At 41.9% G+C, this 14764-nt stretch carries 11 protein-coding genes; 8 read left to right on the top strand and 3 right to left on the bottom strand.

Annotation, left to right across the window (positions count from 1 at the left end):
• Positions 1-46 precede the first annotated feature (46 nt).
• A complete protein-coding gene (gene rlmD / locus Q7J63_RS03255; RefSeq protein WP_026333766.1) occupies positions 47-1453 on the top strand; it encodes a 23S rRNA (uracil(1939)-C(5))-methyltransferase RlmD in 1407 nt (468 codons plus the stop codon).
• A complete protein-coding gene (locus Q7J63_RS03250; RefSeq protein WP_019599052.1) occupies positions 1450-1827 on the top strand; it encodes a hypothetical protein in 378 nt (125 codons plus the stop codon). The genes rlmD and Q7J63_RS03250 overlap by 4 nt, the downstream gene beginning before the upstream one ends.
• Before the next feature lie 426 nt (positions 1828-2253).
• Here Q7J63_RS03250 and thiL read toward each other — a convergent pair whose 3' ends face one another.
• The 3 genes from thiL to mce are packed head-to-tail and all read right to left on the bottom strand — an operon-like array spanning position 2254 to position 4293.
• Positions 2254-3282, bottom strand: a complete 1029-nt coding sequence (thiL, locus tag Q7J63_RS03245; RefSeq protein WP_019599049.1) for a thiamine-phosphate kinase — start codon at positions 3280-3282, stop codon at positions 2254-2256.
• A gap of 11 nt (positions 3283-3293) precedes the next feature.
• Positions 3294-3878 carry a hypothetical protein gene (locus Q7J63_RS03240; RefSeq protein ID WP_304883952.1) on the bottom strand — a complete coding sequence of 195 codons (585 nt, stop codon included), beginning with the start codon at positions 3876-3878 and terminating at the stop codon, positions 3294-3296.
• 10 nt (positions 3879-3888) lie between these two features.
• Positions 3889-4293 carry a methylmalonyl-CoA epimerase gene (mce, locus tag Q7J63_RS03235; RefSeq protein ID WP_304883951.1) on the bottom strand — a complete coding sequence of 135 codons (405 nt, stop codon included), beginning with the start codon at positions 4291-4293 and terminating at the stop codon, positions 3889-3891.
• 90 nt (positions 4294-4383) lie between these two features.
• Between mce and Q7J63_RS03230 the strand changes: the two genes are divergently transcribed.
• From Q7J63_RS03230 to Q7J63_RS03205, 6 genes are all read left to right on the top strand, one after another.
• A complete protein-coding gene (locus Q7J63_RS03230; RefSeq protein ID WP_019599046.1) occupies positions 4384-4710 on the top strand; it encodes an iron-sulfur cluster assembly accessory protein in 327 nt (108 codons plus the stop codon).
• Positions 4711-5176: 466 nt separating this feature from the next.
• The gene (locus Q7J63_RS03225; protein ID WP_304883950.1) at positions 5177-8230 is read left to right on the top strand and encodes a TonB-dependent receptor; all 3054 of its coding nucleotides are present in this window, start codon (positions 5177-5179) and stop codon (positions 8228-8230) included.
• A gap of 11 nt (positions 8231-8241) precedes the next feature.
• Entirely contained in the window at positions 8242-9633 is a 1392-nt protein-coding gene (locus Q7J63_RS03220) for a RagB/SusD family nutrient uptake outer membrane protein (protein ID WP_304883949.1), read from the top strand.
• 117 nt (positions 9634-9750) lie between these two features.
• Positions 9751-10848, top strand: a complete 1098-nt coding sequence (gcvT, locus tag Q7J63_RS03215) for a glycine cleavage system aminomethyltransferase GcvT (RefSeq protein WP_304883948.1) — start codon at positions 9751-9753, stop codon at positions 10846-10848.
• Between the two features lie 95 nt (positions 10849-10943).
• Positions 10944-11651 carry a 2-phosphosulfolactate phosphatase gene (locus Q7J63_RS03210; RefSeq protein ID WP_019599040.1) on the top strand — a complete coding sequence of 236 codons (708 nt, stop codon included), beginning with the start codon at positions 10944-10946 and terminating at the stop codon, positions 11649-11651.
• Between the two features lie 126 nt (positions 11652-11777).
• A complete protein-coding gene (locus tag Q7J63_RS03205) occupies positions 11778-14720 on the top strand; it encodes a TonB-dependent receptor (RefSeq protein WP_304883947.1) in 2943 nt (980 codons plus the stop codon).
• Positions 14721-14764 lie beyond the last annotated feature (44 nt).

Below are 14764 nucleotides of genomic sequence, written 5' to 3'. Positions count from 1 at the left end.
CCAAAAAAAACTAAATCATCTTCATTTTTTCCTTAATTTTGCGCCCATGTCGAGAAAGATGAAGAATAAGGTCATACAAAACCTTAGGATAGAAAGAATAGCCTCTGAAGGCAAATGCGTTGGCCATTATGAGGAAAAAGTGGTTTTTGTCCAAAATGTAGCACCCGGAGACCTGGTTGACGTGAGGATTACCCGAGGCAAAAGCTCTTTTATGGAAGGTGAAGCCATTTTTTTCCATGAATATTCCAAAGACCGTGTCGAACCTTTTTGCCAACATTTTGGCACCTGTGGCGGATGCAAATGGCAGCATATCAATTACGATTTACAGAAAACGTATAAACGGCAGCAGGTAGTGGATCAATTCCAACGTATCGGAAAATTACCTATTCCGGAAGTCATGCCCATCATTGGATCTGCCAATACCCAATATTACCGCAACAAATTGGACTTCACTTTTTCCAACAACCGCTGGCTGACAAAAGAAGAAATCGCATCGGAGGCAACCTTCGAAAGAAGTGCTTTGGGATTTCATATCCCAAAAATGTTTGATAAAATCGTCGATATCGAACATTGCTATCTACAGGGAAATATCTCAAATGAAGTAAGAAATTCTCTTCGAAACTTTGCTCTTGAAAACCATCTTTCCTTTTACGATATCAGAAATCAGGTTGGTTTGCTCCGAAATCTGATCATCCGGAGCACCTCGACAGGCGAAAGTATGGTCATCGTGCAGTTTGGTGCCGATGATGCAGAAGGCATTGAAAAGGTAATGCAGCATTTGAACGGTGCTTTTCCACAAATCACCGCCTTGCTTTACATCATCAACCTGAAAAAAAACGAAACATTCAATGATCTTGATGTGGTTACTTTTTCGGGAAAAGATTATATTGAGGAAGAAATGGAGGGCTTGAAGTTTAGAATCGGTCCAAAATCTTTTTATCAAACCAATTCTGACCAAGCTTACGAACTTTATAAGGTCACAAGGGATTTTGCAGACCTTCAAGGAGATGAGGTCGTTTACGATCTTTATACCGGTACGGGAACCATCGCCAATTTTGTCGCGAAAAAAGCCAAGCAAGTCATCGGTATCGAATATGTGGAAGATGCCATTGCGGATGCCAAATTAAATGCAAAGGTAAACGGCTTGGACAATACGCTTTTTTATGCCGGAGACATGAAGGACATGCTCAATGAAGAATTCATTGCCAAACATGCTGCCCCTGATGTCATCATCACAGATCCTCCGAGAGTGGGAATGCATGAAGACGTAGTCAAAATGCTGCTTCAATTGGCCGCACCGAAAATCGTCTATGTAAGCTGTAACCCAGCTACTCAGGCTCGAGATGTAGCCTTGTTGGGCGAAAAATACCAAGTGGACAAAATTCAGCCTGTGGACATGTTTCCCCAGACTTATCATGTGGAAAATGTTGTACTTTTAACGCTAAAGCCATGATTTCAGACGCCAACGATCCCGAATTGAACGGGAAATACATCGGGACCATCACCAAGGATTTCATCAAGGTTTCGGACATCCTGAAAGAAGCCGCTTACCAGGTCCGCTCCAGAAAATTTTCGGAATTTCCTATTTTCCCCATGTCCAAGGAAGCCCAGCCGATTGGCCAGATGCTTTTGGGTAAGGAGGAAAAAAACCTGGATTGGAATTATTACATCACCTATCTGGATGAATTTATCCAAAGGAAACTGATCGCAGAAGACTTGATGGAAGAATTCCAAAAGGCCTATAAAGATCCCGATGAATTTTGCTGTCTTTTTGTGATGGACAATGATTTCACGAAATTTGTCTATATCCCTTATCCTGAAGATTGATTTGACACATTGATTGAAAACTGCTGGTTTTTGAGGACAATGGCTACTGCTGTTGCTAAAAAAATCAGCGGTTATTTTTGTTTGGCCAACCAAGAAAAAATCAACAGGATTATAATAGATGCAATGAAACACTTTTTGATATTGGGATCCTCCCAAAAAGCCAATTTTCTCAGGTTCAACCCGTGTTATGCATTACCAATTCAACTTAACCCACTAATTGATCAATAATCAATTAGTGGGTTGCTGTTTTAACTTCACCATATGGGGAATATACCATAATCTTCGAAAAGGCTGATTTTCTTGCCGTTTCAATCCCAATATGAAATCCAATGGATATTTCGGGTTGAACAATCAATTCAAAAAAATTTGATTGAGAGTCACCGTTAAAATCATTCATTTTTTAACGGTGACCTCTGAAAACACCAATCAAAAATGTTTCCACCCTTGAGCCTTTAACTGTGCGGTTGTCCCACTTTTGGTGACCAGATATTTCCCTTCCTCCGCGTTGGTCACATGACCGATAAAATGGATGTCGGGATGTTTTTCAAGTTTTTCGTAGTCTTTTTGATCAATGGTAAACAGCAATTCGTAATCCTCTCCTCCATTCAATACACAGGTGATGGGATCAAGTCCCAATTCGACAGCGGTATCAAATGTCTGTTTGTCGATGGGAAGTTTGTCCTCATAAATGGTGACACCGACACCAGAAGATTTGCAAATGTGAAAGAGCTCAGAAGCCAAGCCATCAGAAATATCAATCATACTGGAAGGGACGATTTCCAAATCCCGCATTTCATGGATGATGTCCATTCTTGCATCAGGTTTAAGCTGGCGACCTGTTACATAAGTAAAGTTCTCCAATTGTGGTTTCATGTCCGGGTTAGCGATAAAAACCTGTTTCTCCCGCTCCAAAATCTGCAAGCCCACCAATGCGGCCCCGAGGTCACCCGTCACACAGACAATGTCATTGACTTTGGCACCTGAGCGGTAACTGATTTGTTCTTTTTTTGCTTCGCCAATGGCGGTGATGGAAATTACCAAACCAGAATGGGAAGCCGTGGTATCTCCACCGATTACATCCACTCCATAATGTTCGGCCGCGGCGTTAATTCCTGCATACAAAGCGTCCACTGCCTCCACCGAAAACCTGTTGGACAATGCAATACTGACCGTAATCTGCTTTGGGATGGCATTCATGGCTGCGACATCCGATACATTCACCGCAACGGCCTTGAATCCGACATGGTGCAATGGGGCGTAAGAAAGGTCAAAATGAACACCTTCCAGTAACAAATCCGTCGTCACTACCTTCACCGTTTCTCCGGAATCAATCACGGCAGCATCATCGCCGATTCCCTTGAGGGTAGATGCATTTTTGATTTTTATGCTTTCATTCAGATGATCGATAAGGGCAAACTCACCCAATTCACTGATTTCAGTTCTTTTTTCGGACATTTTTCTACTTTTTATTTCTTGCTTGGAAATGCAAAGATACTTCTAATTCCCAATTGCGTCATACCCTCCGTGTTTGTTGGAAAAAATGGATTGGCATTGAAGGTAGGGACGATCAATAAAGCATTCTTATCACCCAACTTGAACTCCTTGCCAAAACCCAATGAGAATCCAAGACGAAAAAGTCCGAAAGATTCTCTACTTGCTTGGGATAAATTGGGTCCAAATTGCAATAAGAACCTATTGGGGAGATAAAGCCTGAAATTGGCAGGGATTATCCATTGATTCATGGAAGAGATATATGAAGGATTGGGTGTCCCAGGGGGAAAGTTTGGGGTTACCTTAAATTGATTGTTGGAATATACCAAGCCCGTCTCAAATCCCCATTTATTCGAAATGGGTTTTAGGAAAAGGAATCCGATGTCAAAAAAAAATTTTCCATCATAGCTCGGAGCCCCATCAGCGTAGCTAGGTATATAATAAGGGCTACCATAAGAAACCTGCAATCCAAACCTGCTTCCCCTATCCCCCTGAGCGTAGGAATGGTGGCAGGAAAAAAACAAAAAAACAAATACCGAAAAGATGTAAAGAATCTTCATAAGTTAAAAGCTAATTGTTCTTGTTTTGACACAACTCCACGAGCACGCCATTTGTGGACCGGGGATGCAAAAAAACGACTAATTTATTGTCAGCACCGTCTTTTGGGGTTTCATTTAGGATATCGAAACCGGCGGCTTTCAGCCTCAAGACTTCAGCATGGATATCTTCCACATCAAAGGCTATGTGATGGATTCCTTCAGATTTTTTCTCAATGAATTTAGAGATTGGACTGTCCTCTCGAGAAGCCTCCAAGAGTTCTATTTTGGTTTCCCCAACCTGAAAGAAGGAAGTATTGACTCCTTCGCCGGCAACTTCCTCTTCCTTATAATGTTCCGATCCCAATAATCTTTTGAATAGTGCATTGGAAGTTTTGAGATCTTTTACAGCTATTCCAATATGCTCGATTTTTCTCATTTTATTATTTTGTATATTTGTTACTGAATCTTTTCAAAAGTAAGGTTGTTTAATAAATCACTTGAGACGAGTCCATTAAATAATAAAGATATGATAATAGTTTCCGAAAAAGCAAAAGAAAGAATAATTGCATTGAGGCAAGAAGAGGGGCATAAGGAAAATGAAAATATACGGGTTTCTGTTAAAGGAGGTGGATGTTCGGGTCTTATGTATGATTTGGGCTTTGATTCCTCTTTGGTAGAAACGGATCATGTGTTTGAAGACAAAGGCGTGAAAATCATCGTAGACAGAAAAAGTCTGCTTTATCTGGCAGGAACTGTTTTGGAATTTTCTGATGGGCTGAACGGAAAAGGTTTTCAATTTGTGAATCCAAATGCCTCCAGAACATGTGGATGCGGAGAGAGTTTCTCTGTCTAGTCCAAAATAAATCGATCAAATGAAAACGGCAGAATCCTTAAAGGATTCTGCCGTTTTTTTTTCCTCCAGCGGATCAGAAAAGGGAGCCAAAGATCACCCCCATTTTTAAACCCGAATGCTAAGACACCAAAAAAGTAACGTAAAGCATCTCACTTGATTAAGTTAGATGGAATATGGAATAGGTTTCCAAATGGGATTGAAACTGAAAGAAAATCAGGCTATTCGGAGAATAAGGCAAAGAATCAATTTGGTGAAGTCAAAAACTGGAAACGAATACTGAATATCATTCAATTTCAGACTGGAATACAATTGGGAATGCCTTACACGGGTTAATTCAATTTTCTCCATCTCTTTTATTTTTTAAATCAATCATAAAACCTTAAATTGTATACTCTTACTTTTTATAATATTCACTTATTTTTTAATTATTTTAAATCATTTATTCATTTAAATTATTGAAATAATTATGAAAAAAAATTTACTAAGTGTATTGGCGATATTGGTTCTTTTTTGCACCACGTCCTTTTCACAAACCCGTCAAGTGACCGGGGTGGTACTTTCAGGAGAAGATAACTTACCCCTTCCGGGAGTAAATATCCTGATCAAAGGAACCACCCGAGGCGTCATTTCAGATTTGGATGGCTTCTATACCATTCAGGCAAATTCGACTGAAACCCTTGTGTTTTCATTTGTGGGCTTTGTTGCCCAAGAGGTTCTGGTGGGTTCCAAATCTACCATTGACATCCTGCTGATTCCAGATGCAAAAGTTTTGGGAGAAGTAGTCGTCGTCGGTTATGGAAGCACCACCAGAGGAGATCTAACTGGGAATATTGCTTCCCTAAAAGGAACGGATCTGGCATCCATTCCGGTACCCAATTTTCAGGAGGCCCTTCAGGGGAGAATGGCTGGTGTATTCGTGGAATCTTCCAGTGGAAAACTTGGTGGGGGGGTGAAAATCCGTGTCAGAGGCACGACTTCCATTTCGGGAGGAAATGAACCCTTGTATGTGATCGACGGCATTCCCATGACTTCCTCGGGTGCAATAGGTTTATACAATCCAATGTCGGATATCAATTTCAATGACATTGAATCATTTGATGTGTTGAAAGATGCTTCTGCAGCAGCCATTTACGGTGCCAGAGCAGCCAACGGTGTGGTCCTGATCACCACCAAATCAGGAGCGAAAGGAAAAACAAAATTCAATGTAGGCATCCAAAGAGGGATATCCGAACCAACACGAAAAAGGGAATTTCTCGACGCCGCCGAATTTGTGGAATTGATGCGAGAATCGGGCTACAACAATGACCTCAGGGCTGGAACCGATCCGATCAACAATCCTTCAGATTATGCTGGATCGGATTTGGAATTTGTGGAAGGCCGACTGGACAGGTACTCCGGATGGTCCGACTGGAGAAATCTTGAAACCAATACCAATTGGCAAGAGGAGGCATTCAATGGAAGTGCCGGCACGACCAATGTCAACTTTTCGGCTGCCGGTGGGGATGAGAAAACAAGGTTCTATTTCAGTGGTGCTTATGATAAGCAAACTGGAATCATGATCAGAAATGATTTTGAAAGGGTTTCAGCGAGATTAAACCTTGACCATTCCGTTTCTGACAAATTCACCATAGGGGCCAATTTTGGCTTGAGCAGGACTGAAAATAACCGCTTGTCAGATGACAATCAATTCAACAATCCGATCCAATTGGTCGCTCTGGCGCCCATCACCCCGATCAGGGACCTCAATGGCCAACTTTATGACAGGCCCACCACCACCTACTATAACAATTTGATCGATTCGGAAAACGCTTCTTGGTTGAATACTTCTTTCAGAAATATCACCAATGTCTTTGGGGAATATAAATTCAACGCGAATTTGAAATTCAGGACAGAATTCGGCGTGGATATCCTCAACCAAAACGAGGAACAATATTTCGGTTCTCGTACCAATACAGGACTTTCAACCAATGGATATGGCCGTTCGAGATGGCTGAGAATCTTCAATTACAATACCAACAATTATTTCACTTATACAAAAATATTTGCCGAAAAGCACAATTTGGAGGCCATCGCAGGAATGTCATTCCAAAGGTCAGATGAAAACTTTACTTCCGTGGAAGGGCAAGAATTTCCTCTGGATGACTTGAAAACCTTGGCTTCCGCTGCTGAAATTGTTGGGGGAACCTCCACGCTGACCAACTTTTCCTTTCTTTCTTATTTCACGAGGGTCAATTACAAGTATGCCAACAAATATTTAGCAACCCTAAGTGCGAGGATCGATGGTTCGTCGAGATTTGGAGAAAACAACAAATATGGATTTTTCCCAGCTGCCTCTTTGGGATGGGTTTTGACAGAGGAGAGTTTTTTGAAGGGCAATGAAAATTTAAGTCTCCTGAAGCTTCGGGCTTCCTTTGGTTTGACCGGAAATGCCGAAATCGGGAATTTTGACCATTTGGGATTGTTTGGTCCGGCGGCCTATGCTTTAATCCCGGGACTGATTCCTTCCCAGATACCCAATCCAGATTTAACTTGGGAAAAAACAGCCCAGATTGATATCGGTGTAGAATTTGCCTTTCTAAGAGATCGAATCACAGGTGAAATTGATTATTATAACAAAAACACCACTGATCTTTTGCTGAACGTCCCAATCCCTGCCACTTCAGGTTTCCTGATACAGCGGCAAAATATCGGAAGGATGCAGAATAGCGGCGTCGAGATTGTCTTGAACTCGGCTAATGTGAGCAGGCAGAAATTTTCTTGGAATACGTCGATCAACTTTGCCAGAAACATCAACAAAGTCAAGGAACTTGCCCCTGGACAGGAATCCATCCCACCCTCCTCTTCACGATTTCTCAACAGTATATTCATAGGAGAGCCCATCGGCGTGTTCTATGGGCCAAAATTCGCTGGTGTAGATCCTGAAAATGGGGATGCGCTTTATTATGCAAATGAGGAATTGAGTGAAACCACTAACGACTACAATGCTGCCACGAGAATGGTCGTCGGTGATCCTAATCCCAAATTTATAGGTGGAATCACCAATAGCCTCACCTTTGGTGCTTTCGACTTGAACATCCTCTTTCAAGGGGTATTTGGAAATGACATCTACGATGGAGGTGGCGGTTTTTTTGCAGCCAACGGAGACTGGTTTGACAATTCTACCCGTGACCAATTGGCGAGATGGCAAAATCCGGGTGACATCACGGACATCCCGCAAGCCAGACTCGGGGAATGTAACGGGTGTAATGCGTCAAGCAGGTACCTCTCAGATGGCAGTTATGTACGTTTGAAGACCTTAACCATTGGATATTCCCCTCCCTCCAGCTTATTGGAAAGAATGAAGGTGACCAGTTTCAGGATATTCTTTACAGGACAAAACCTTTTGACTTTTACCAACTACAATGGTTGGGATCCTGAGGTTAGCGCAGATTCCTTGACTGGGAATATCCTCCAAGGCAATGACTTTTATTCTGCTCCACAGGCAAGAACGTATTCAATCGGTATCAATGTTGGATTTTAATTTATCAGGAGATGAAAAAACATATCGTATCAGGATTGATGGTTTTAGCTGTCCTATTCAGCAGTTGCGACAATGAATTGTCGTTAACGCCACAACAAAGTATCGATCAGGAGCTCGCACTGAATACGGATGCCAATGTGAAAAGTGTCTTACTGGGTGCATATTCCGAAATAAGAAACGTGAATTTATACGGTGGTAGGCTTCATCTTTATTCCGAGATGCTTGGGGCAAACCGCGAAGTAAGATGGGAAGGGACCTTTAACCAACCCAGGGAAATGTTCAACAAAACCATTTTTGTCAACAATTCCTTTGTAGAAGGAACCTGGGCAGCCGCCTATCGCGCCATCAATGTCAGCAACAACGTATTGTCAGCCTTGAACATCGTCAATGAGGAAGATAGACCAAGAGTGGAAGGAGAAGCACTTTTTATCAGAGGCTCCATGTATTTTGAGCTGATCAAGCTGTATGCCCTTCCCTACGCTGCTGGCAATACCGGAACCAATCCGGGTGTGCCTCTGGTATTGGAACCAACAAGAGCCATTGTAGAAACGAGTTTTGTTAGTCGAAATACAGTGGAAGAGGTATACCAACAAATCCTCACTGACCTGAGAAGAGCCGAATCCATCCTTCCACCAGTCAATGGATTTTTGGCCAGGTCATATGTTGCCTCCGCCCAATTGTCACGGGTATATTTACAAATGGAGCGATATGCAGAAGCCAGAGATGCAGCCAACAGGGCAATTGAAGTGGCTCTTGCGAATGGGAAATCGTTGATTGGCACCGCCTATATGGATGCGTTCAACAATGACGCGGACACCAATGAAGACCTTTTCACGATCCAGGTAAATCCACAAGATGCAGACAATGACATGTTCCTGTTCTATTCTCTTCCGGAATTTGGAGCCAGGGGAGGTGATGTTGCCATTTTGCAAGCCCACTTAAACCTATATGAATCCGGAGATGAGAGGTTGACTCAATTCTTTACAGCTGCCGGAGAATTAAGGACCGCAAAATGGAGGGATCAATTCAAAAACGTCAAGGTTTTCAGATTGTCCGAAATGTACCTCACGCGGGCAGAGACAAACTTCAGAGAAGGAACAGCAGTGGGATCCACGCCGATTGGGGATTTGAACAGAATCAGAAGGAGGGTGAAATTACCGGAATTCAATCCACTTTCCACTCCCACATTGCCGACTTTGGCCGATATACTTAAAGAAAGGAAACTGGAATTGGCCCATGAAGGACAGGCCATCCATGACATCAAAAGAACCAAAGGTTCGGTTCTGGACAATATCTCTATTACTGTCTTTGCATTTGATGATCCAAGACTCGTCTTCCCAATCCCACAAAGGGAAATCGATGCCAATCCCAACTTGGTGCAGAATCCCGGCTATGGCGGTTGATTGACAAATGAATTAAGAAATAAAAGGCCTCTTCAATAAAGTGGCCTTTTTTTGTTCAATGGCATAAATAGTTCCTATCATTTCTTAACTTTGCGGTCAGAAAAATAAACCCTTAGAATGGAAAATATCATCAAAAAAGTTACTTTAAACGACCTTCACGAAGCTCTTGGTGGAAAAATGGTTCCCTTTGCTGGATATTTCATGCCAGTAAGATATTCTTCAGATCTTGATGAGCACAACACTGTTCGGGAAAGTGTCGGAGTTTTTGATGTTTCCCACATGGGGGAATTCATGGTGAAAGGCCCAAACGCCTTGGCGCTGATCCAGAAAGTCACCTCAAACGATGCCTCAAAGTTGGTTGTTGGTCAAGCACAATATTCTTGTTTTCCCAACGAAAAAGGGGGAATTGTAGATGACTTAATCGTCTATAAAATGGCCGAAGAAGAATACATGTTGGTCGTAAATGCCTCCAATATCGAAAAGGATTGGAACTGGATCAACCAGCACAATGTATTTGGTGCTGAATTGACAAACCTATCGGATGGGATGTCACTTTTTGCTGTACAGGGGCCAAAAGCAACAGAAGCCCTGCAGCCGCTGACTCCTGTGGATTTGTCCGCAATCAAGTTCTATCATTTCACAGTCGGTGAATTTGCAGGTGTCCAAGATGTGATCATTTCAGGTACTGGCTATACAGGAGCAGGTGGATTTGAGATCTATGTGAAAAATGAATATGCACAAAAAGTATGGGATGCTATTTTTGAATCGGGAAAAGACCTTGGCATCAAGCCTATTGGATTGGGCGCAAGGGATACATTGAGGTTGGAAATGGGATACTGTCTCTACGGAAATGATCTGAATGACGAAACTTCACCGATCGAAGCGGGGTTGGGTTGGATCACAAAATTCACCAAGGACTTTATCAATTCTGAAAATTTGAAGAAGCAAAAAGAAGAAGGTGTCTCAAAAAAACTGGTTGGATTCATCTTGAAGGAAAAAGGAATTCCAAGAGCACACTACCCTATTGTCAACCTTCATGGTGAAGTAATTGGAGAGGTGACTTCTGGCAGTATTTCTCCCACTATGGGTCTGGGAATAGGCTTGGGTTATGTCCAAACCGAATACGCCATTCCTGGAACGGGGATTGCCATTACCGTCAGAAATAAAAACCTTGAGGCAGTGATCGAAAAACTGCCTTTGTTGCAGAAAAAATAATTTTATAACCAAGAAGTAAAATATCGGTTTCCTTTTTTTTGAAGGTATCAAAAAAAGGGAAACTGTATTTTTTTAGCATTCACGTTTACCCATTAATGAAAAAATTAGAAATTTGCTTTAGTCCCGAATTGATTCATCTTCACGATTTGAGTCAAAAAAACATCGTGGTGGTGGATATTTTTAGGGCAACTTCTACCATGGTCACAGCCTTGGCAAATGGAGTGAAATCCATTACACCCGTTGCTGATTTGGAGACTTGCAGAGAAATGTCCAAAGAAGGATTTGTCATTGCAGGAGAAAGGAATGGTTTTTTGGCAGATGGATTTGAATTGGGCAATTCGCCACTGGCCTATCTTCATGGGAAATATGCTGGAAAAAAAATAGCAATGACCACAACCAATGGTACCCTGGCCATTGAAAAATCAAAATTGGGCTCAAATGAAATTCTGATTGGCGCATTTCTGAATCTTGACACTACGGCGAAATATCTGGCTGCCCAAGATCAAGATATTTTGATCCATTGTGCTGGCTGGAAGGGTAAATTCAATCTGGAAGACTCCCTTTACGCCGGTGCTCTGGTGAGTTTTTTAGCCGATCAATTTGAATGGGAATGCGATGGCGCAATCGCAATGAAAAACCTATACGAACAAAATGCGGGTCAGTTGAAATCCTTTCTCAACCAAGCTGCTCACGCAAAAAGGCTCCAAAACCAAAACATCGAAGCTGACATTGACTTCTGCCTGGCCATGAACCAATATGAAATTGTTGGGAAGCTGGTTGGCCAAGAACTATTGGCATTCTAGAAATAGCCAAAAATTGGATTTAACTCCCCTAAAATTTCATATTTATCTTGTAAAATCCCCAAACAAAAACAAACTGTTTGGGTTAATCCAACGCTGTATTTTAAACTAAACCAAATATAATAAACGATGAAAAAAATTTTACTATTGGCTATGGCTTTGTTATTCAACATAAGCTATTCGGCTATCGCGCAGACCAATCAGGTCTCGGGCACCGTCATCTCCGGGGAGGATAAGCTTCCCCTACCAGGTGTGAGTGTCTTGATAAAAGGCACTTTCGGTGGGGTTGCGACTGACCTTGATGGGAAATTCAATTTAGACAATGTTGGCCCAAATACAGTTTTGGTATTTTCCTTTATCGGATTTGAAACCCAAGAACAGACTGTAGGAAACAGATCTGTAATCGACGTGACTCTAAAAACAGATTCAAAGTTATTGGGTGAGGTAATCGTAACTGGATACAAAACCCAAAATAGCAGAGAAGTAGCGGGGTCTATCAACACCGTTTCAGCGGAACAAATCAGGGAAGTCCCCATTGCATCTTTTGACCAGGCATTGCAGGGAAGAGCGCCGGGGGTCTTGATCCAAGCCAACTCAGGCCAACCAGGAGCAGCTGCAGCAGTGACCATCAGAGGAAAAGGATCCATCAACGGATCAAATGCTCCTTTGTTTGTGTTGGACGGAATCCAAATTTCGGCAGCTGATTTTGCGACTTTAAATCCGAATGATTTTGAATCGTTCACCATTCTGAAAGATGCTGCTTCCACCTCTATCTATGGTTCAAGAGGAGCAAACGGTGTTATCGTCATTACATCCAAAAGAGGAAAGTCAGGTGTCACCAGAGTAAACTATGACTTTCAATACGGAGTATCTGAAGCTCCAAGCCACCCACAGTTGGTCATGAATGGAAATCAGAAATTAGATTATGAATTGGCCAACGGAAACCTTTACGGCTGGACAGATGCTGAACTTGCTGGATTGAGACAAATAAACACCAATTGGGAGGATGTACTCTTCAGGACTGGAAATACACAAAGTCATCAGCTTTCTGCCTCAGGTGGAAGCGACAAAACCACTTTCTTCCTTTCAGGATCTGTTTTCGATCAAACAGGTACTGTTCCCAATACTGATTTGAGACGATATACTGGTCGAGCCAATGTGGAAACCCAAGCCGGGAATTTCAGATTCGGATTGAATACCTCCATTGGTTTTTCCAAATTCAACAATACGCTGGAAGGTGATTCATTCATCGGAAGCCCTTTGAATGCAGTAAGATGGTTGAATCCTTACGAAAGACCTTATGATGAAAATGGTGATTATACCCAGATCGTATCAGGTCAGCCCAATGCACTTCAAGAGCTCCTGGAGAATCAGACTTCCAGGGACCAAATCAAAGGAGTGGGAATCGCATTTGTGGAATACAAAGCACCATTCTTAGAAGGCTTAACAATGAGAACCAATTGGGGCATCGACTACACCCAAAATGAATTTCAAACCTATTTGGACAGAACGACATATAGAGGATCTATCGCACAAGGCGGCAATGGTAGTTTGGGGAGAGCGTTGGAAAGGAATTTCAGATACACAGGTACCACCTCCATTAGTTATACCAAAAGATTCAATGTAGACAACGAACTTACGGTTGCAGTTTTCAATGAAGTTGTGAAAAATGATGAGAGAGGATTTGGATTTACTGGATTTGGTCTTGTGGGCCCATTCCAAAATGAAGCCGGAATCACGCCAGGTACTCCTTTGAATGGATACATCCCTGGAGTTAGAGGTTTTGGAGGACAAAACTCTCTTGTTTCCTACTTTATTGATGCTACTTATGGATTCAAGGATAGGTATTTTATCAATGCGGGTCTTAGAAGAGATGGCTCATCAAGATTTGGTGAGGACAACAGGTATGCAAACTTCGGATCAATTGGATTGAGCTGGATTGTGAGTGACGAAGCATTTATGCAAAATCTCAAAGGTAACTTCTTCAATGAATTGAAATTCAAAGGAAGCTATGGAGCTGTAGGTAACCAAGAAGGAATTGGCAATTTTGATTCCAGAGAACTTTTTGGCAGATCCATCTATAACGGAATTGGAGGGATTGCTTTGACCAATCTTCCAAATCAATTTTTAAGATGGGAAAGAAAAGAAATGTTGAACGCAGGAGTTGAGTTTGTTCTCCTTCAAGGAAGATTGAATGGTATTTTTGAATACTACAACAACGTTACTGACGATCTTTTCCTAAACCGTCAATTGACCAGAACTTCAGGTTTCACTTCTCAAAACACCAATATTGGAAGCCTGAGGAACCGCGGTTATGAAATCTCATTTATCGGAAAAGTAATAGACAATGCCAATTTTAAATGGGAGTTGAATGCAAACTTCACCTATAACAAAAATGAGGTGTTAAGTTTGGTTGGCGATCAAACTGAAATCATCGAAGGTGACTATATCACCAAAATTGGAGAGCCAATCAACAGCTTGTATTTGGTAAGATATGCAGGTGTCAATCCTGAAAACGGAAATGCCCAATATTTAACAAATGAGAATGAACTGACCGAAAGTTATGACCCCAATGACAGGGCAATCTTAGGCACCTCGGACGCACCTTATTTCGGTGGTTTTGGAACTTCATTTTCATACAAAAGTCTCAGTTTGGATGTATTGTTTACCTATGTATTCGGAAACAACCTTTACAACAATGACAGAAACAATATTGAAAATCCGGCTTATTTATTTGACAACCTATCTGTAGACCTTCTTAACGAATGGAGAACTCCTGGTCAAATTACCAATATCCCAAGAGCTGATAATGCATTCTTTTCGGGTACAAGCAGATTTGTGGAGTCAGGGGATTACTTGAGATTGAGAAATATCAATCTTTCTTACAACTTGCCCGCAAAAACAATCGCAAACCTAAAGATTGCTTCCGCCAGAGTGTTTGTCCAAGGTCAAAACCTGTTGACATTCACGCAATTCCGAGGATTCGACCCAGAATTGTCTGACAGATTATTGGTTGGCTCTCAATACCCAGCATTGAGAACTGTCACGATGGGTGTTAGCGTTGGATTTTAATCAAATTTTAAGGGGAGTGTTGGTGTAAAACCACAAGTAAGGAC

Source organism: Rhodonellum sp. (assembly GCF_030656585.1).
GTDB classification, from domain to species: domain Bacteria; phylum Bacteroidota; class Bacteroidia; order Cytophagales; family Cyclobacteriaceae; genus Rhodonellum; species Rhodonellum psychrophilum.
The sequence above is the reverse complement of the archived record's forward strand: the minus strand, read 5'-3'. Positions and strand labels throughout refer to the sequence as shown.

Excerpts from the sequence above, each read along its gene's own strand:
- rlmD (WP_026333766.1), top strand. The coding sequence starts at position 47 with ATGTCGAGAAAGATGAAGAATAAGGTCATACAAAACCTTAGGATAGAA.
- Q7J63_RS03250 (WP_019599052.1), top strand. The coding sequence starts at position 1,450 with ATGATTTCAGACGCCAACGATCCCGAATTGAACGGGAAATACATCGGG.
- thiL (WP_019599049.1), bottom strand. The coding sequence starts at position 3,282 with ATGTCCGAAAAAAGAACTGAAATCAGTGAATTGGGTGAGTTTGCCCTT.
- Q7J63_RS03240 (WP_304883952.1), bottom strand. The coding sequence starts at position 3,878 with ATGAAGATTCTTTACATCTTTTCGGTATTTGTTTTTTTGTTTTTTTCC.
- mce (WP_304883951.1), bottom strand. The coding sequence starts at position 4,293 with ATGAGAAAAATCGAGCATATTGGAATAGCTGTAAAAGATCTCAAAACT.
- Q7J63_RS03230 (WP_019599046.1), top strand. The coding sequence starts at position 4,384 with ATGATAATAGTTTCCGAAAAAGCAAAAGAAAGAATAATTGCATTGAGG.
- Q7J63_RS03225 (WP_304883950.1), top strand. The coding sequence starts at position 5,177 with ATGAAAAAAAATTTACTAAGTGTATTGGCGATATTGGTTCTTTTTTGC.
- Q7J63_RS03220 (WP_304883949.1), top strand. The coding sequence starts at position 8,242 with ATGAAAAAACATATCGTATCAGGATTGATGGTTTTAGCTGTCCTATTC.
- gcvT (WP_304883948.1), top strand. The coding sequence starts at position 9,751 with ATGGAAAATATCATCAAAAAAGTTACTTTAAACGACCTTCACGAAGCT.
- Q7J63_RS03210 (WP_019599040.1), top strand. The coding sequence starts at position 10,944 with ATGAAAAAATTAGAAATTTGCTTTAGTCCCGAATTGATTCATCTTCAC.
- Q7J63_RS03205 (WP_304883947.1), top strand. The coding sequence starts at position 11,778 with ATGAAAAAAATTTTACTATTGGCTATGGCTTTGTTATTCAACATAAGC.